At 66.1% G+C, this 17,106-nt stretch carries 16 protein-coding genes; 10 read left to right on the top strand and 6 right to left on the bottom strand.

Annotated features, from left to right (window positions below; genetic code table 11):
- The first annotated feature begins 36 nt into the window (after positions 1–36).
- The 6 genes from argB to CA833_RS09185 all read left to right on the top strand — a co-directional run bounded on the left by argB (position 37) and on the right by CA833_RS09185 (position 4,423).
- Positions 37–936: an acetylglutamate kinase gene (gene argB / locus CA833_RS09160; RefSeq protein ID WP_142635793.1), complete on the top strand. Its 900-nt coding sequence runs from the start codon at positions 37–39 to the stop codon at positions 934–936.
- A 204-nt stretch (positions 937–1,140) separates the two neighbouring features.
- Positions 1,141–1,707 (top strand): hypothetical protein, encoded by a 567-nt coding sequence (locus CA833_RS09165; protein WP_207077791.1) that lies wholly within the window; start codon positions 1,141–1,143, stop codon positions 1,705–1,707.
- 191 nt (positions 1,708–1,898) lie between these two features.
- Positions 1,899–2,192 carry a YggT family protein gene (locus CA833_RS09170; protein WP_142637926.1) on the top strand — a complete coding sequence of 98 codons (294 nt, stop codon included), beginning with the start codon at positions 1,899–1,901 and terminating at the stop codon, positions 2,190–2,192.
- A complete protein-coding gene (folD, locus tag CA833_RS09175; RefSeq protein ID WP_142635789.1) occupies positions 2,192–3,088 on the top strand; it encodes a bifunctional methylenetetrahydrofolate dehydrogenase/methenyltetrahydrofolate cyclohydrolase FolD in 897 nt (298 codons plus the stop codon). The genes CA833_RS09170 and folD overlap by 1 nt, the downstream gene beginning before the upstream one ends.
- Positions 3,085–3,786: a hypothetical protein gene (locus CA833_RS09180; protein WP_242526011.1), complete on the top strand. Its 702-nt coding sequence runs from the start codon at positions 3,085–3,087 to the stop codon at positions 3,784–3,786. Before folD ends, CA833_RS09180 begins: the two co-directional genes overlap by 4 nt.
- 4 nt (positions 3,787–3,790) lie before the next feature.
- Entirely contained in the window at positions 3,791–4,423 is a 633-nt protein-coding gene (locus CA833_RS09185; RefSeq protein WP_142635787.1) for a MarC family protein, read from the top strand.
- 209 nt (positions 4,424–4,632) lie between these two features.
- Here the strand turns inward: CA833_RS09185 and wecC are convergent, their stop codons facing one another.
- The gene (gene wecC / locus CA833_RS09190) at positions 4,633–5,934 is read right to left on the bottom strand and encodes a UDP-N-acetyl-D-mannosamine dehydrogenase (protein ID WP_207077792.1); all 1,302 of its coding nucleotides are present in this window, start codon (positions 5,932–5,934) and stop codon (positions 4,633–4,635) included.
- On the bottom strand, positions 5,912–7,057 hold the full coding sequence (gene wecB, locus CA833_RS09195) for a non-hydrolyzing UDP-N-acetylglucosamine 2-epimerase (RefSeq protein ID WP_207077793.1): 1,146 nt from the start codon (positions 7,055–7,057) through the stop codon (positions 5,912–5,914). Before wecB ends, wecC begins: the two co-directional genes overlap by 23 nt.
- A 119-nt stretch (positions 7,058–7,176) precedes the next feature.
- Between wecB and dcd the strand changes: the two genes are divergently transcribed.
- Entirely contained in the window at positions 7,177–7,731 is a 555-nt protein-coding gene (dcd, locus tag CA833_RS09200; RefSeq protein WP_142635779.1) for a dCTP deaminase, read from the top strand.
- A gap of 181 nt (positions 7,732–7,912) precedes the next feature.
- Here the strand turns inward: dcd and CA833_RS09205 are convergent, their stop codons facing one another.
- The 4 genes from CA833_RS09205 to CA833_RS09220 all read right to left on the bottom strand — a co-directional run bounded on the left by CA833_RS09205 (position 7,913) and on the right by CA833_RS09220 (position 12,105).
- Entirely contained in the window at positions 7,913–8,680 is a 768-nt protein-coding gene (locus CA833_RS09205) for an enoyl-CoA hydratase/isomerase family protein (RefSeq protein ID WP_207077794.1), read from the bottom strand.
- 1 nt (position 8,681) lies between these two features.
- Positions 8,682–9,953: an acetyl-CoA hydrolase/transferase family protein gene (locus tag CA833_RS09210; protein WP_207077795.1), complete on the bottom strand. Its 1,272-nt coding sequence runs from the start codon at positions 9,951–9,953 to the stop codon at positions 8,682–8,684.
- A 1-nt stretch (position 9,954) separates the two neighbouring features.
- The gene (locus tag CA833_RS09215; protein WP_207077797.1) at positions 9,955–10,845 is read right to left on the bottom strand and encodes a CoA ester lyase; all 891 of its coding nucleotides are present in this window, start codon (positions 10,843–10,845) and stop codon (positions 9,955–9,957) included.
- A gap of 93 nt (positions 10,846–10,938) precedes the next feature.
- A complete protein-coding gene (locus CA833_RS09220; RefSeq protein ID WP_142635771.1) occupies positions 10,939–12,105 on the bottom strand; it encodes an acyl-CoA dehydrogenase family protein in 1,167 nt (388 codons plus the stop codon).
- A 151-nt stretch (positions 12,106–12,256) separates the two neighbouring features.
- On the opposite strand from CA833_RS09220, the gene CA833_RS09225 reads away from it, so the two are divergent.
- The 3 genes from CA833_RS09225 (at position 12,257) to CA833_RS09235 (ending at position 16,933) form a co-directional block, all read left to right on the top strand.
- Positions 12,257–13,495 (top strand): CaiB/BaiF CoA-transferase family protein, encoded by a 1,239-nt coding sequence (locus tag CA833_RS09225; RefSeq protein ID WP_242526012.1) that lies wholly within the window; start codon positions 12,257–12,259, stop codon positions 13,493–13,495.
- Between the two features lie 137 nt (positions 13,496–13,632).
- A complete protein-coding gene (locus CA833_RS09230) occupies positions 13,633–15,417 on the top strand; it encodes a thiamine pyrophosphate-binding protein (protein ID WP_207077803.1) in 1,785 nt (594 codons plus the stop codon).
- Positions 15,418–15,511: 94 nt separating this feature from the next.
- Positions 15,512–16,933, top strand: a complete 1,422-nt coding sequence (locus CA833_RS09235) for an aldehyde dehydrogenase family protein (RefSeq protein ID WP_207077805.1) — start codon at positions 15,512–15,514, stop codon at positions 16,931–16,933.
- The last annotated feature ends 173 nt before the right edge of the window (positions 16,934–17,106 follow it).

The following is a 17,106-nucleotide window of genomic DNA, read 5'->3' on the forward strand; positions in this document are numbered from 1 at the left end:
GGTTTTAATTCCGCGCAAGGGGTCTAAAGCGCGCCCATGCCGAATCCTCACGATCCCGCCATGCTCTCGAAGGCCGAGACGCTCGTCGATGCGCTGCCCTACATGCAGCGTTATGCCGGTCGCACGTTTGTCGTGAAATACGGCGGCCATGCCATGGGCGATCCCGAACTCGCGCGCGATTTCGCCGAGGACGTGGTGCTGCTCAAGGCGGTGGGGATCAACCCCGTGGTCGTTCACGGCGGCGGTCCGCAGATCGGCGCCATGCTCAAGACCATGGGTGTCGAATCGCGCTTCGTGGATGGTCTGCGCGTCACCGACAAGGAGACCGCCAAGGTCGCCGAGATGGTGCTTTCGGGCGTGATCAACAAGGAAATCGTCGGCTGGATCAGCGAAGCCGGTGGCAAGGCCATGGGCATTTCCGGCAAGGACGGCGGTCTCGTCACCGCCTCCAAGGTCCAGCGCACCGCCAAGGACCCGGACAGCAATATCGAGCGCGTGGTCGACCTCGGTTTCGTGGGCGAGCCCGCGAAGATCGACACCAGCGTGATCGAGACGATCTCGGCCGCCGGCATGATCCCGGTGATCGCCCCGATCGCGCCGGGCGAGGACGGGGCGACCTACAACATCAACGCCGACACCATGGCCGGCGCCATTGCCGCCGCGCTGGGCGCCGCGCGGCTGTTCCTGCTGACCGACGTGCACGGCGTGCTCGACAAGCAGGGCGAACTGCTGACCGATCTCACGCCCGCCGATATCAAGGTACTCCAGCAGGACGGCACGATTTCCGGCGGCATGATCCCCAAGCTCGAAACCTGCGTCCATGCGGTGGAAGCGGGCTGCGAGGCGGCGGTCGTGCTTGACGGGCGGGTTTCCCATGCCATGTTGCTGGAAATATTCACGCAGGAAGGCGCCGGTACGTTGATCCGGGCCGGGTAAGAGTCTGATTGAAAATTCGCCCCAAAGGCGAATTTTGGTTCGGCACCAGCCCTCTCCCCCACCCTGCCACCCACAGGGTCCTATCGCCGGGTGGCAGGGTGGGGGAGAGGGCTGGTGCCGAACGATCCGAAACGATAGTTTCGGATCAGACCTAAGCCACCTGCAGCGGGGGGACATTCCGGCAGAAAGGCCCTTTCGATTACAATGCGTACCAGTTTCCTTCTCGCCCCGGTTCTCTCCGTTTCGGCTTTCGCGCTTCTGCTCGCGGGCTGCAGCAAGGAGCCGGACGCCCAGCCCAGCGGCGCGGCGAGCATGGAAGCGAGCGAGGCGGCTGCGGTCACCGACGATACGCCCAGCGACAGCGCGACCGCTGCGGCCAATGCCGATGCCGATGCCGTCGCCAAGCTCGACCTCGAAGCGCTGAACGAACGCCGCGATCCGGAACGCCTGCTGCGCTTCTACACCAATGCCCTGCGCGTGGGTGACTGGGCGGATGCCGCCCGCGCCTGGAGCCTCGACGCGCAGATGACCCCGGAGAAGCTGGCGAAGGAATTCGGCGGCGATGCCGGTCCGAAGATCGCGGTGGGCAAGGGCGACATGGAAGGCGCCGCCGGATCGCTCTATTACGAGGCGCCGCTGGTGATTGACTTCGCCGATGGTCGCCCTTCGCGCCGGGGCACTATTGTCCTGCGCCGCGTCAACGACGTGCCGGGGGCGAGCGCCGAGCAGCTCACCTGGCGGATCGAGCGCAGTTCCACGCTGCCGCAATAGCATGGCGTGAGGCGCGCCGGGCATTCCGGCCTTGGCCTTTGGCCCTTGGCCCTTGGTCGATGCCTATCCGTCCATCGTGGACGTGCCCTTGCCCCGGCGCCCGCCATTCGGCTATCAGCGCCTGAGAAAGTGCTGGAAAGTCCGCCGCTCGCGGGCCTGAACGCATCCCTATGGATTTCAAGGAGCCGGCGTTGCTGTTCCTCACCCTCTACCAGATAATCGACTACCTGATCAGCATCATCCTCTTTGTGGTGATCGTGCAGTTCGTGCTGGGCCTGCTGATCGCGTTCAACGTGGTCAACATGCACAACCAGTTCGTTTCTGCGGTGTGGACCGCGCTCAACGCGATCCTCGAGCCGATGCTGCGGCCGATCCGCCGGATCATGCCGAACACCTCGCCGATCGACTTCTCGCCGATGGCGCTGATCATTGGCCTGACGATCGTGCAGATCATCGTCGGCAACCTTGCAAGGGCCTATTACTGATGACGCAGGCAAGCATCATTGACGGCAAGGCCTTTGCCGAAGGCCTGCGCGCGCGGGTCGGCACCGCCGCCGTCGGCTTCGAGGCGCGCACCGGTCGCAAGCCCGGCCTCGCCGTGGTGCTGGTGGGCGAAGACCCGGCCAGCCAGGTCTATGTCCGCAACAAGGGCAAGCAGACCCTCGCCGCCGGCATGGCCAGTTTCGAACACAAGCTGCCCGCCGACACCGCCGAGGCGGACCTCCTGGCGCTGGTGCGCGAACTGAACGAGGATCCGCGCGTCGACGGCATTCTTGTCCAGCTGCCGCTGCCTGCGCACATGAACGAGCAGAAGGTGATCGCCACGATCAACCCCGACAAGGACGTGGACGGTTTCCATGTCGTCAATGTCGGGCGTCTCGCCACCGGCCTGCCGGGCTTCGTGCCCTGCACGCCGCTGGGCTGCGTGATGCTGCTGAAGGACAAGCTCGGCTCGCTCTCGGGTCTCGACGCCGTGGTGATCGGCCGCTCGAACATCGTCGGCAAGCCGATGGCGCAGCTGCTGATCGCGGAGAGCTGCACCGTCACCGTCGCCCACAGCCGCACCAGGGACCTGCCCGAGGTCGTCCGCCGCGCCGACATCGTGGTGGCCGCGGTCGGACGTCCGGAAATGGTCAAGGGTGACTGGCTGAAGCCGGGTGCCACCGTGATCGACGTGGGCATCAACCGCGTCCCCGCGGCCGAGGAAGGCAAGACCAGGCTGGTGGGCGACGTCGATTTTGCCTCGGCTTGCGAGGTCGCCGGCGCGATCACCCCGGTTCCCGGCGGCGTCGGCCCGATGACGATCGCGGTGCTGCTGCGCAACACCATTGTTGCCGCCCATCGCAACGCCGGTCTCGACTTCGACGAGAGCGCGCTTTGATCCTGCGCCGGGTTCTCGCGGGAGCAGCGGTGCTGGCGCTGGTGGCGACACCGGCGCTGGCGCGCCGCCCCGAGCGGGCGCCCGGCGTCGGCACGGCCAACCCCAGCGCGCTGATCGCGGCGGAGATCGCCTTCGCCCGTCTGGCGCGCGAGAAGGGGCAGTGGACCGCCTTTCGCGAAACCGCCGCCGAAGACGCGGTGATGTTTGTGCCCGAGCCCGTCCGCGCGCAGCAATGGCTGGGTGGCCGCAAGGACCCGCCCACCGCCGTGCAGTGGCAGGCGGCGCAAGTCTGGATGAGCTGCGACGGCACCCTGGGGGTCACCAAGGGGGCGTGGCAGCGGCCGGACGGGACGGTCGGCTATTTCACCACGATCTGGCAGAAGCGCTGGAAAAAGAGCGATTACCGCTGGGTGCTCGATCAGGGCGACACGCTGGCGCAGCCGCTGCCGGACAGCGACATGCTCTCCGCCTCGGTGGCCGATTGCCCCCGGGGCGGCCCGCGTCCGCAGATGGAGCGCCCCGAACCCGCCAAGGGGGCCCCGGGCATGGCCGGAGAAGGGCGCTCCGACGACGGCACGCTCACATGGTCGTACCGCGTCGGTGCCGACCAGTCCCGCTCGCTTGTCGTCTCGCTGATGAAGAACGGCACCATGACCGAAGTGATGCGCAGCGACGTCGCCGCGCCGAAGGCCCCGTAAACATATGTACGAAATCTTTCTCAGCGCCTTCGTCACGCTTTTCGTGGTGATCGACCCGCCCGGCTGCGCGCCGATCTACGCCGGTCTTTCGGCCGAGGCGAACCGCTCGCAGGCGATCTCGATGGCGGCCCGCGCCTGCCTGATCGCGGCGGCCATCCTCGTGGTCTTTGCCCTGTTCGGCGCACGCCTGCTGGGCGCGCTGCACATCGAACTCAATGCCTTCCGCATTGCGGGCGGCATCATGCTGTTCATGATTGCCATCGACATGGTCTTCGAAAAGCGCACCCAGCGCCGCGAGGAACGGGCCGAGAAGATCATTGCCCATAACATGGAAACCCCCGAGGTCGATGACGTCTCGGTGTTCCCGATGGCGATGCCGATGCTGGCGGGACCGGGGTCGATCGCCACGATCATGCTGCTCACCTCACGCGCGCACGGCATGGAAGAGACCCTGGCGATCCTTGCCGCGATGGTCGCAGTGATGGTGCTGAGCTTCGCCGCGCTCGCCGCTGCCGGTCCGCTGATGCGGGTGCTTGGGGACAAGGTGGAGGCGGTGATTACGCGTCTGCTCGGCGTGTTGCTGGCGGCTCTGGCTGCGCAGTATGTGATCGACGGTGTGAAGGCCGTTTTGCTTTAAGAATTGAAGAGGAAGTCCTGGGGGATGATCCCCCAGACCCTCGAAACGTCTTTGTTGCGCGCCACCTAAGCGTAGTGCGCTCCTTGCGGCGCAGCCACTATGTCTCCCGACGTAAGCCATGAGCGCGAAACGGGTAGTGCAGGGCACCACGAAGACGGTATCGGGGGTGCAGGGGGGCTATGCTCCCCTGCTTTATCCCTTGTCCTTCTTCAACCAGCCAAAGCCAGCTTCGCCGCTTCTTCCCGCACCACGCGCGGCTGATCCGGCCAGATGCCGCGCGTGTCGTAGACCAGCTTGTCCGCACGCTCGGCCAGCGGGACCACGCGGAACACGTCGTGGTCGACCAGCACGATCAGGATCTCGCAGGTCTCCAGCGCATCGTCGATGTCGATCTGCACGGCGCCGGTATCGGTGAATTCGATGGGAAGCTGCGCGGCGTAAGGCTCCACCACGTGGATGCGGCTGCCGAACTTGCGGGCGAGGCGGCTGGTGACGAAGCGGGCCGGGCTCTCGCGGAAGTCGTCGATGTTGGCCTTGAAGGCAAGGCCTAGGCAGGCGACTTTTGCGTGCGGATCGGCTTCCAGCAACGCCTCGGCCTTGGCGATCACGTGGTGCATCTTGTGATCGTTGACGCCGCGCGCGGTGCGGATCAGCGGGGTCTCGTCGGGGGCGCCGTGGACGATGAACCAGGGATCGACGGCGATGCAGTGGCCGCCGACGCCGGGGCCGGGGGTCAGGATGTTTACGCGCGGGTGGCGGTTGGCGAGGCGGATGACTTCCCACACGTCCAGCCCCATGCGGTCCGCCACCATCGACAGTTCGTTGGCGAAGGCGATGTTGACGTCGCGGTAGGCGTTCTCGACAAGCTTGGTCATCTCGGCCGAGCGGGCATCGGTGGTCACGCATTCGCCGCGCACGAAGCGCTTGTAGAAGGCCAGCGCCTTGCGCGCGCAGCGCGGGGTGATTCCGCCGATCGAGCGGTCGTTGTTGGTCAGTTCCTCAAGGATGCGGCCGGGCAGCACGCGTTCGGGGCAGTAGGCGATCGAGACGTCGGGCGTATCGCGCGTCAGACCGGGAATCTTCAGGTCCGGGCGCAGCTCGGCGATCAGGTCGCGCAGTTGCTCGGTAGTGCCGACCGGCGAGGTCGATTCCAGGATCACCACGTCGCCCGCCTTGAGCACCGGCGCGACCGAGCGGCCGGCGGCGAGGACATAGGAAATGTCGGGGGCGTGGTTCTTGTCGAACGGCGTTGGCACCGCGATCACGAACACGTCGGCGGGAGCGATCGCGGTGGAGGCCGAAAGCAGCCCGCGCGAGACGACGCCCTGCACAAGCCCGTCGAGATCGACTTCCTCGATATGGATTTCGCCGCGGTTGATGGTGTCGACCACCGCCTGCGAGACGTCGAGGCCCAGCACCTTGCACCCGGCGCGGGCGATCACGGCGGCGGTGGGGAGGCCGATATAGCCCAGCCCCACCACGCAGACGTCAGGCTTGTTGTCCGATTTCACTGGCAAGCAACTCCACGATTCGACGCGAGGACTGCCCGTCCCCGAATGGATTGTGGGCGCGCGCCATGGACTCGTATGCCATGTTATCGTCGAGCAGGGTTGATAATTCGGTAACGATCTTGCTGGCCGTGGTTCCCACGAGTCTGGCGGTTCCCGCGGCGACGCCTTCGGGCCGTTCGGTGGTCTCGCGCATGACCAGCACCGGCTTGCCCAGCGCGGGGGCCTCTTCCTGCACGCCGCCCGAATCGGTCAGCATGATCTCGGCGATGGAGATCAGGCGGGCGAAGTGCGGATAGTCGAGCGGCTCGATCAGGGCGACGTTGTCCAGCCCCGAGAGGCGCTCGTTCATTACCTTGCGCACGTTGGGGTTGAGGTGGACGGGGAAGATCACCGCCACGTCGGGCCGCGCGGCGATCTCGCGGATGGCCTGGGCAATCTGCTCCATGCCCTCGCCGAAGTTTTCGCGCCGGTGGCTGGTGACGCCGATGATCCGCTTGCCGGCAAAGCGCGCTTCCAGATCGGCCAGCCCAGCGGCGAGTTCGGGCTGGCGCTCGATTTCGGCGACCACCCAGTGCAGCGCGTCGATTACCGTATTGCCGGTGACGTGGACGCGCGCGGGATCGACATTCTCGCGCAGCAGCGCGGCCTCGGAGGTTTCGGTCGGCGCGAAGTGCAGGCTGGCCATGGCGCCGATGATCTTGCGGTTCACTTCCTCGGGCCAGGGGTGGTGGATATTGCCCGAGCGCAGCCCCGCCTCGACATGATCGACCGGCAGCTTGCGGTAATAGGCGGCGAGCGCTCCCGCCATGGCGGTTGCGGTATCGCCCTGCACGATCACGCGGTCGGGCTTCACCGCGTCCATCACTTTGCCGAGGCCGGTGAGCAGGTTGGCGGTCAGCGCGTCCAGCGTCTGGTCCGGCTGCATCACGTCGAGATCGTGATCGGGCACGATCCCGGCGATCTCCAGCACCTGATCGAGCATCTGGCGGTGCTGCGCGGAGACGCAGACCACGCATTCGAAGCGCGGATCGGCCTTCAGCGCATGGACCAGCGGGAACAGCTTGATCGCCTCGGGCCGGGTGCCGAAGACGAGGAGGATGCGGGCGGGAGCGGATTCGGTCATCGCCAAGGCCATACCAGAGCCGGGGTAATGCCGAAGTTAAAACCGAAGCGGCGCGGCATTCGTGGACAATATCGCAGGCCGCCCTTGCCTCGCCCGGTTCCATCGGCAATCAGTTCGCCATGTCTATCCTCAGCGACAAGTGGATCCGCGAGCAGGCGCTCGAACACGGAATGATCGAGCCCTTCGTCGAGGCCCAGCGCCGCGACGGGTGCATTTCCTACGGCCTCTCGTCCTACGGCTATGACGCGCGCGTCGCGCCGGAGTTCAAGATCTTCACCAATGTCGATTCGGCGGTGGTCGATCCCAAGGACTTCGCCAGCAATTCCTTCGTGGACCGCGAGACCGACGTCTGCGTGATCCCGCCCAACTCCTTCGCGCTTGCCCGCACGGTCGAATACTTCCGCGTGCCGCGCGACGTGCTGGTGATCTGCCTTGGCAAGAGCACGTATGCGCGCTGCGGGATCATCGTGAACGTCACCCCGCTCGAACCGGGCTGGGAAGGGCACGTGACGCTGGAATTCTCCAACACCACGCCGCTGCCGGCCAAGATCTACGCCAACGAAGGTGCGTGCCAGTTCCTGTTCCTCAAGGGCAACGAGCCCTGCGAGACCAGCTATGCCGACCGCGCGGGCAAGTACATGGGCCAGCTTGGGGTGACCTTGCCGAAGCTTTGAACTGCGTTCCGTTGGGCTGATTCGGACCCGACGGCCTCCACTGCACAACAATCCTCGTCATCCCCGCGAAGGCGGGGATCCCGCTTTTCTTGGCGGGCGTGGCGAGAAGGCAAGCGGGGCCCCCGCCTTCGCGGGGGCGACGGAGTGAGTTTGGGCGGAGCGAGATTACGTCCTCGGCCGCTTACTTACCCGACCACACCGGCTTGCGCTTTTCCGCAAAGGCACGCGGGCCTTCCTGCGCATCGGCGCTGTTATAGGTGTGCTCATGCGCTGCCCGCGCGGCTGCAAGCGCGGCGGAGCGGCCCATCTCGGTCGACAGCATCACCGTCTCGCGCGCGGCCTTGACCGAGAGCGGCGCGCCTTCCAGCACTTCCAGCGCCAGTTCGATGGCCGCGTCCAGCACCGCGCCGGGTTCGGCCAGGCGGTTGACGAGGCCGATCTCGTATGCACGCTGGGCCGTGATCGGCTTTCCGGTCAGCATGATCTCCATCATGATCCGCTGCGGGATCATGTGGATCAGCGGCGAGGCCCAGGGGCTGCCGCGCCCGACCTTCACCTCGGTAATCGCGAACTTGGCATTGGTGCCGGCGACGCAGAGGTCGCAGGCCTGCGCGATCATCCAGCCGCCCGCAAAAGCATGGCCATTGACGGCGGCGATGGTCGGCTTGGTCAGTTCGATGGTGTCGTAAGGCAGCGCGTAAAGGTCGCGCGGCGGCACGGCCATGCCGGTTTCGACCATTTCCTTGAGATCGCCGCCCGCGCAGAAGGCCTTGTCGCCGCTGCCGGTGAGCACGGCGATGCGGGCGGAGGCGTCGGCCTCGAACCTCGCCCAGGCTTCTCGCAACCCCTCGCGCACTTCGCGGCTCAGGCAATTGCGCTGTTCGGGGCGGTTGATGGTCAGGATCGCGATGCCGTCGGCGCGCGCATCGTAGAGTACCGCATCGGACATGTCAGAAGCCCCTTTTCCCGATTTCATGAGCGGTGCGCGACAGGTCTTCGCGGAAGTCGGGATGGGCGATCGCAACCAGCCGCTTCGCGCGTTCGGCCAGGGGCTGGCCCTTCAATTGCGCCGCGCCATATTCGGTGACGATCACGTCCACCTCGGTCCGCGCCGTGGTGACGGGGCCGGAGAGGGCGGGGACGATCTTGCTCAGCGTGCCGCCCCTGGCGGTGGAGGCCAGCACGATCAGCGAGGCGCCGCCCGGCGAGCGCGCTCCGGCGCGCACGAAATCGACCTGCCCGCCGGTACCGCCAAGATAGCTCATGCCCGATTGCTCGGCATTGACCTGCCCGGTGAGGTCCACTTCCAGCGCGGAGTTGAGGGTGACAAGGCGGGAGAGGCGGGAAAGCGTGCCGGCATCGTGGGTATAGCTGGTGGGGGTCATGCGGATTGCCGGATTGTGCGCGGCCCAGTCGTAGAGCCGCCGCGTGCCGATCAGCGCGCCGTTGATCGAGACGCCCCGGTCGATCTCCTTGCGGGCATTGGTCAGCACGCCCATTTCGGCAAGGTCGACAAGGCCATCGCCCAGCATGCCCGAATGGACGCCAAGGTCGCGGCGGTCGTGCAGCAGGCGCAGGATCGCGTCCGGCACCGCGCCCACGCCGGTCTGCAGCACCGCGCCGTCGCCGATGAATTCGGCGCAGTGGCGGGCGATGGCTTCGTCGGTGGGGCCGATCTTCGCAGGCGCAACTTCCACCGGCGGGCGGCTGACGTGGACGGCCACGTCGATCAGCCCGCCGGGGATCGTCTCGCCGGGAACGTAGGGAACCTGCTCGTTGACTTCGGCGATCACGAGGCGCGCCTTGGCCGCCGCCGCGCGCACGTGGTCGCAGATCAGGCCGCAGCTGTGATTGCCTTGCGCATCGGCCGGGCTGACCTGAATCATCGCAACGTCGCAAGGCATGATCCCGGCCTCGATCAGGCAGGCGATCTGGCTGACGTGGACGGGGATCACGTCCAGTGCATCGGCCTTGGTCATGCTCCGCAGCGCGCCGATCGCGCCCATGCTGGAGAGGCGGAAGGCACGCGCGCTTTCGGGCGTGAACAGGCCGGAAAAGCTGGTGGCGATGAAGGCGTGGAGGCCGCCGATGGCCTCCCCCTGCTCGATCAGCGCCTCAACCAGCGTGGTTGGCTCGCCGCAGGCCTGGCCGAACACCACGCGGTCGCCCGGTTTCAGGAACCGCGAGAGGTCGAGCTGGGATGCGGCAAGCCGAAGCGTCATCCTACAGCTTCCCGGCCTGCCGCAGCAGCCGCTGCGCGCGGGCGAGGTAGGGGCGGTCGAGCATGCCGCCCTTCCAGCCGATGGCACCGACGCCGGGATTGGCGGCGAAGACGTCGACGATTTCCTGCGCTTCGGCGATCTCGGCCTCGGTCGGCGTGAACGCCGCGTTGATTACCGGAACCTGCGCCGGGTGGATCGCCATCATCCCGCGATAGCCGTCGCGGCGGACCTTTTCGGCGCGGGCCTTGAGCGCTTCCAGATCCTTGAAGTCGGCGCTGATCGTCTCGATCGCGGTGACGCCGGCGGTCGCCGCGCCCAGCACGGTCAGGCTGCGGGCCAGTTCGTAGGTGAAGGAATAGGATCCGTCCGCATTGCGGTTGGACGAGGCGCCGATGGAATCGGCCAGGTCTTCCGCGCCCCAGGTCAGCGCCACCACGCGCGGCGCGCCCTTGTAGTCGCCGGTGTGGAACATCGCCTCGGCCGTTTCGGTGATCAGCACGATCACCGGGGTCGAGCCCTGCTCGATGCCGTTGGCCACTTCCAGCGCTTCGAGATAGCGGTCCAGCGTCTCCACATCCTGCCGGCCATAGACCTTGGGCAGCATGATCCCGCCGGGACGGGCGGGCATGACCGCCACGAGGTCGGCCAGCGTATGCGGCCCGTCCAGCGGGTTCACGCGCACCCAGAGGCGGCCGCGCTGCTCGGGGTTGGCCTTGATGAAGTCATGCACCATCACCCGCGCGGCGGCCTTGGCATCGGTCGCGACGGCGTCTTCGAGGTCGATCAGGACAATGTCGGCCTCGCCCTCCATCGCCTTGGTCATCTTCTTCTCGCTGTCGCCCGGCGCGAAAAGCCAGGAGCGGGCGGCGATGGGTTCGTGCTGGAACGGCAAGTTTCGGATCCTTTTCCCTCGTCGTCCCCGCCTGCGCGGGGACGACGTGATGTGATTACGCAGGGTTCACGGAGGATTGAATAGCCCGTTTCCTCAATAACTCTTGGGCAGTTCCAAAACCCTCTCGGCGATGAAGTTCATGATCTGGTGCGGGCTGACCGGGGCGATGCGCGGGATCATCACTTCGCGCAGGTAGCGCTCGACATGGTATTCCTGCGCATAACCCATGCCGCCCATCGACATCATGGCGGTCTGGCACGCCTCGAACCCGGCTTCGGCGGCCAGATACTTGGCGGCATTGGCCTCCACGCCGCAGTCCAGCCCCTTGTCGAACAGGGTGGCGGCCTTGAACACCATCAGGCTGGCGGCCTCCACCTGCATCCACGCCTTGGCGAGCGGGTGCTGGATGCCCTGATTCTGGCCGATCGGCCGGCCGAACACCACGCGTTCGCGGGCATAGCGGGAGGCGCGCTGGATGGCGACGCGGCCCAGACCCGTCGCTTCGGCGCCCAGCAGCACGCGTTCGGGGTTGAGGCCCTTGAGCAGGATGCGGAAGCCCTGACCCTCTTCGCCGATCAGATCCTCGTCCGGGATGAACAGGTCGGTGATGAACATCATGTTCGATCCCACCGCGTGGCGGCCCATCTTCGGGATGATGCGCGTCTCGATGTGGTTGCGATCGAGCCTGGTGTAGAAAAGGCTGAGGCCCTCGGTCTTCTTCTTCACCTCTTCCAGCGGGGTGGTGCGGGCGATGATGAGCATCCGGTCGGCCACATGGGCCTGCGTGATCCACACTTTCTCGCCATTGACGCGGTAGCCGCCCGGCACCTTTTCGGCGCGGGTCTTGAGGCTGGTGGTGTCCAGCCCGGTGTTCGGCTCGGTCACCGCGAAGCACATCTTCTCCTCGCCCGAAAGGATCGGCGGGATCATGCGCTGCTGCTGTTCCTCGGTGCCGTAGAGCATCACCGGCTCCAGCCCGAAAACGGGCAAGTGGATGGAGGAGGCCGCGCTCATGCCGCCGCCGCTTTCGGCCACCGCCTGCATCATCACCGCCGCTTCGGTAATGCCCAGCCCGGCACCGCCCACGCTTTCGGGCATGGCGACACCCAGCCAGCCGGCATCGGCCATCGACTTGTGGAACTCGGCGGGGAATTCGCCGCTGCGATCCTTTTCCAGCCAGTACTCGTCAGAGAACTGCGAACAGTGCCTCAGAACCGCCTCGCGGATGTTCTGCTGGTCGTCGGTAAAGGCGAAATCCATGGCAATCCTCTTGTCTTCCCACTCACGGGACTAGCAGCGCGGCCCATCGCTCACAACCATCATCGTGCCGATATGCGTCTATCAAACGCAAATACGAATGGTTTTCGCTCCGGCGGTGCGTTACCCATGGCATGACAAGAAGGAGAGGGCCTTGACCGCGAGCAAGGAAAACGAGGGTAAGGGGGCGGCCAGTGGACCGCTGGCGGGGCTGCGCGTGGTGGACCTCACCAGCGTGGTCTTCGGCCCCTATGCCACGCAGATCATGGCGGACATGGGCGCCGAAGTGATCAAGGTGGAGCCGCCGGAGGGCGACAATACCCGCTGGATCACCGAAGGTCCGGTGCCCGGCATGGGTGGCATCTACGTCAATGTGAATCGCGGCAAGCGCGGGGTCACGCTCGATCTGCGGCAGGAGCAGGACCGCGATGTGCTGCGCCGGCTGATCGCCACGGCGGACGTCTTCATCCATTCGATGCGCGGCAGCGCGATCCGCAAGCTGGGCTTCGATTACGAAGCGGTGCGGGCGATCCGGCCCGACATTATCTACACCAATTGCTACGGCTATTCGCGCCGCGGGCCGGAGGGCGACAAGCCCGCCTATGACGATACCATCCAGGCCGAATGCGGCATCCCGCATGTGCAGGGCCTGATGAATGGTGAGCCGGGTTATGTCGCCACGATCATGGCGGACAAGGTGGCGGGCCTTCACGCGCTCTACGCGACGATGATGGCGCTCTATCACCGGGAGCGCACAGGGGGCAGAGGGGCCGGTGAGGGGCAGGAAGTCGAAGTCACCATGTTCGAGGCGATGACCTCGTTCATGCTGGTGGAACACGCCAACGGCGCGATGTTCACGCCGCCGACCACGCCCGCACATTACCACCGCGCGGTTGAGCCCAACCGGCGGCCCTACAGGACCAGGGACGGCTACGTCGCCGCGCTGGTCTACAACGACAAGCACTGGAACGCCTTTGTCGAATCGGTGCAGCCGGAATGGGCACGAGGTGAACTGGGTGAAGAGTTCTCGACGCTGGAAAAGCGCGCGCGCCAGATCGGCCGGGTTTACGGCCTGCTGGGCGAGACGTTCCTGACCCGCACCACGCAGGAATGGCTCGATACCCTGCGCGGCCTGCACATCCCCTGCGCCCCGCTGCGCTCCACCGACGCGCTTTTCGACAACGCGCATCTGAACGCCATCGGCTTCTTCGAGGAAGTCGAGACCGCGCAGGGCCCGGTGCGCTTTCCGGGCGTGCCGACGTGGTTTTCGGCCACCCCCGGCAAGGTTCGCGGACCCGCGCCGACGCTGGGGCAGGACAACGAAGCGGTGCTGGGCGAACTGACCCCGGAGGGCTCGAGCGTCGCCCCGGCGATAGCAGTCGATTCCAAGTGAACAGTACTGTTGATTTCACCTGACAGTGTCCCGAGGCTTGGGCTAATCCCCTGTTCAGGCCGTGCCTCGGGGCAAAAAGCGGCAACCTGATTCACCCGTCCAGCGGGCAGAACACGGATCGAGAGGAAGGCAAGACGATGTACGACGATCAACCCATGGCCGAAGCGCCCGAAGCTCCCGCCAAGGCGCGCAAGGGGACCCCGGTCTACAAGCGCATTCTCGACCTGTTCGAGGCCGAGGGCATCAAGACCCTGTTCGGCATTCCCGATCCCAACTTCGTCCACCTTTTCCTCGAAGCGGAAGCGCGCGGCTGGACCGTCGTTTCGCCGCACCACGAGGCCTCGGCCGGCCACATGGCGGCCGCCGCTGCCCGCATCACCGGCAAGCCCGCACTCTGCATCGGCACGCTCGGGCCGGGCATGGCGAACATGATGCCGGCGATCCAGTGCGCCAAGGTCGAGAACGATCCGGTGATCTTCATGGGCGGCCAGCGCGCCCGCATCACCGAGCGCCGGGTGCGCCGCGGCCGTATCCAGTTCGTGCGGCAGGAGCCGATGATCGAGGATTCGGTGAAGTTCTCCAGCTCGATCGAATATGCCGACCAGACCGACGAGATCGTCCGCGAGGCGATCCGCGTGGCCATGTCGGGCACGCCCGGACCGGCCTATATCGAGTATCCCGCGCACGTCATTCTCGAGGAACTCGACCTGCCGCCGGTGCTGCCGCCACATCGCTACCGCCTGACCAACCAGGGTGCCGATGGCGACCGGATCGCCGAAGCGGCCGAGATCATTCGGGGTGCCAAGAACCCGGTGCTGCTGGTCGGCCACGGCGTCCACACCTCGAAGTCCGGCGCGGCGGTGCGCGAACTGGCCGAACTGATGCAGTGCCCGGTGATCCAGACCTCGGGCGGCACTTCGTTCATCGAGGGCATCGAGGACCGCACGTTCCCCTATGGCTTCTCGGAAGCCTCGATCGACGCCGTTGTCGAAAGCGACTGCTGCGTGGCGCTCGCCACCGAACTGGGCGAGCCGAGCCACTATGGCCGCTGGCGCCACTGGGTGGACAACGAGGCCAACCGCAAGTGGATCTACGTCCAGCAGGACCCGACCGCGATCGGCGTCAACCGCCCGATCGACGTGCCGCTGGTGGGCGACGTCCGCGCGGTGGTGCCGCAGCTGGTTCGCGCGCTGAAGGACAGCCCCCGCGCCCCTTCGGCCAAGCTTGCTGCCTATATCGAGCAGGACGCCCAGCAACTGGTCGATCTGGCCGAGGAAGCCGCGACCAAGCCGGACGGTTCGACCGCGAAGATGCACACCAGCCAGTTCGTCACCGAAGCGACCAAGGCCTTCCCGAAGGACGGCATCCTGATCCGTGACGGCGGCGCCACCGTGATCTTCCAGTGGACCTATTCGCAGGCCAAGCCGCATGACGTGATCTGGAACCAGAACTACGGCCATATCGGCACCGGCCTGCCCTATGCCACCGGCGCCATGCTCGCCGACCAGGCCGAGACCGGCAAGCAGCGTCCGGGCATGCTGCTCACCTCGGACTCCTCGTTCCTGTTCCACGTCGGCGAACTCGAAGTCGCCGTGCGCAAGAACCTGCCGCTGGTGATCGTGGTCGGCGTCGACTTCCAGTGGGGCCTCGAAGTGGGCGTCTACAAGCGCACTTTCGGCAAGGGCACCAAGGAAACCGGCGTGCACTGGTCCGACAAGGTCCGCTTCGACAAGATCGCCGAAGGCTTCGGCGCGGCAGGCGACTATGTCGAGAAGGCGGCGGACATCGGCCCGGCCATCAAGCGCGCTTACGAGCGTGGCGGCTGCACCGTGATCCACGTGCCGATCGACCCGGCCGCGAATTCCGAAGAGATGCCGAACTACTCCGAATTCCGCACCTGGTACGCTGAGGGAACGCAGTAATTCCGGACGCCGGAAAACACATGCAGACCTGAGCGAAACCGCCCCCTCTCAACCCGAGAGCGGGGCGGTTTTGGCTTGGGAACGGGAGAGAACGATGCGCCATTACACCCAGTTCTACATCGACGGTCAGTGGGTCGATCCCATCGCGCCGCGCACCGCACCAGTCGTCAATCCGGCCACCGAGGACGTCTCCGGCACGATCTCGCTCGGCTCGGCCGCCGATGTCGACAAGGCCGTCGCCGCCGCGCGCCGCGCCTTCGCCACTTTCAGTGAGACCAGCGCCAGGGAGCGCCTCGACCTGCTCGAGGCGATCCTCGCCGAATACCAGAAGCGCGAGACCGAACTGGGCGAGGCCGTCAGCGAGGAGATGGGCGCGCCGATGTCGCTCGCCTGCGGGTTCCACACGCTGCTGGGCAAGGGCCACCTTTCCACCGCGATCGAAGTTTTGAAGGAATTCCGGTTCGAGGAACAGCGCGGGGTCACCCTGATCCGCAAGGAGCCGATCGGCGTCTGCGGGCTGATCACGCCGTGGAACTGGCCGATGAACCAGACTTGCGTGAAGATCTTCCCGGCACTCGCCGCCGGCTGCACGATGATCCTGAAGCCGCCGCAACTCGCGCCTTATTCGGCCCAGATCCTCGCCGAAATCCTGCACGACGCGGGCGTTCCGGCGGGCGTGTTCAACATGGTGCAGGGCAAGGGCAGCGAGATCGGCACCGCGCTCTCCACCCATGAGGACGTCGACATGATCTCCTTCACCGGGTCGGAAGCCGTGGGCGTGCAGATCCAGAAGGACGCGGCCGATACCGTGAAGCGCGTCGGCCTCGAACTCGGCGGCAAGTCGGCATGGATCGTGCTCGACGATGCCTCGCTCGCGGCCAATGTCGCGGCTGCCACCGGGGGCATGATGGGCAATTCCGGCCAGACCTGTTCGGCCGGCTCGCGCCTGCTGGTGCCGAATGCACGCATGGACGAGGCCATCGCCGCCGCCACCGAGGCCGCGAACGGCGTCACTGTCGGCGACCCCAAGGGCAACTTCGCGATGGGCCCGGTCGTCTCGAAGAGCCAGTACGAGATCATCCAGGGCTACATCGAGAAGGGCATCGAGGAAGGCGCCAAATTGATCGCGGGCGGTCCCGGCAAGCCCGAAGGGCTCGACAAGGGCTACTACGTCAGGCCCACCGTCTTTGTCGGCACCAATGACATGGTCATCGCGCGCGAGGAGATCTTCGGCCCGGTGCTTGTCATCATCGGCTATGACGATGTCGATCATGCCGTTGAAATCGCCAACGATTCCAACTTCGGCCTGGGCGGCTACGTCTCGGGCGAAGACCTCGACGCCGCCCGTGCCGTCTCGCGTCGGATGCGCACCGGGGCGATCTGGGTCAACGGCGGTTTCGACTTCCACGCGCCGTTCGGCGGCTACAAGCGCTCCGGCAACGGCCGCGAGTGGGGCGAGCACGGCTTTGCCGAGTATCTCGAAGTGAAGGCGGTGATCGGCTGGAACGCAGCCTGAACGATCCCATCGCCGCCCGCTTGAAAGGCTCGCGCCGTTGCTGGTGAAATCCGGCGATCGGTTCGGGCCTTTTGGGTGCCGGCGGTCGCTGCTCCCCCAAGAGCACAGCCCGGTGGGCCTACTGCCGGACACAAGGCATGCGATTCTTGCGGGATGTTCCCGGATGCCACTTC

The organism is Novosphingobium sp. KA1, from assembly GCF_017309955.1.
Taxonomy (GTDB): domain Bacteria; phylum Pseudomonadota; class Alphaproteobacteria; order Sphingomonadales; family Sphingomonadaceae; genus Novosphingobium.

Coding starts and splice junctions, on each gene's coding strand:
- CA833_RS09205 (WP_207077794.1), bottom strand. CDS start 8,680: ATGTCCGATGCGGTACTCTACGATGCGCGCGCCGACGGCATCGCGATC.
- folD (WP_142635789.1), top strand. CDS start 2,192: ATGACGCAGGCAAGCATCATTGACGGCAAGGCCTTTGCCGAAGGCCTG.
- wecB (WP_207077793.1), bottom strand. CDS start 7,057: ATGACCGAATCCGCTCCCGCCCGCATCCTCCTCGTCTTCGGCACCCGG.
- dcd (WP_142635779.1), top strand. CDS start 7,177: ATGTCTATCCTCAGCGACAAGTGGATCCGCGAGCAGGCGCTCGAACAC.
- CA833_RS09230 (WP_207077803.1), top strand. CDS start 13,633: ATGTACGACGATCAACCCATGGCCGAAGCGCCCGAAGCTCCCGCCAAG.
- CA833_RS09165 (WP_207077791.1), top strand. CDS start 1,141: ATGCGTACCAGTTTCCTTCTCGCCCCGGTTCTCTCCGTTTCGGCTTTC.
- CA833_RS09210 (WP_207077795.1), bottom strand. CDS start 9,953: ATGACGCTTCGGCTTGCCGCATCCCAGCTCGACCTCTCGCGGTTCCTG.
- argB (WP_142635793.1), top strand. CDS start 37: ATGCCGAATCCTCACGATCCCGCCATGCTCTCGAAGGCCGAGACGCTC.
- CA833_RS09235 (WP_207077805.1), top strand. CDS start 15,512: ATGCGCCATTACACCCAGTTCTACATCGACGGTCAGTGGGTCGATCCC.
- CA833_RS09185 (WP_142635787.1), top strand. CDS start 3,791: ATGTACGAAATCTTTCTCAGCGCCTTCGTCACGCTTTTCGTGGTGATC.
- CA833_RS09220 (WP_142635771.1), bottom strand. CDS start 12,105: ATGGATTTCGCCTTTACCGACGACCAGCAGAACATCCGCGAGGCGGTT.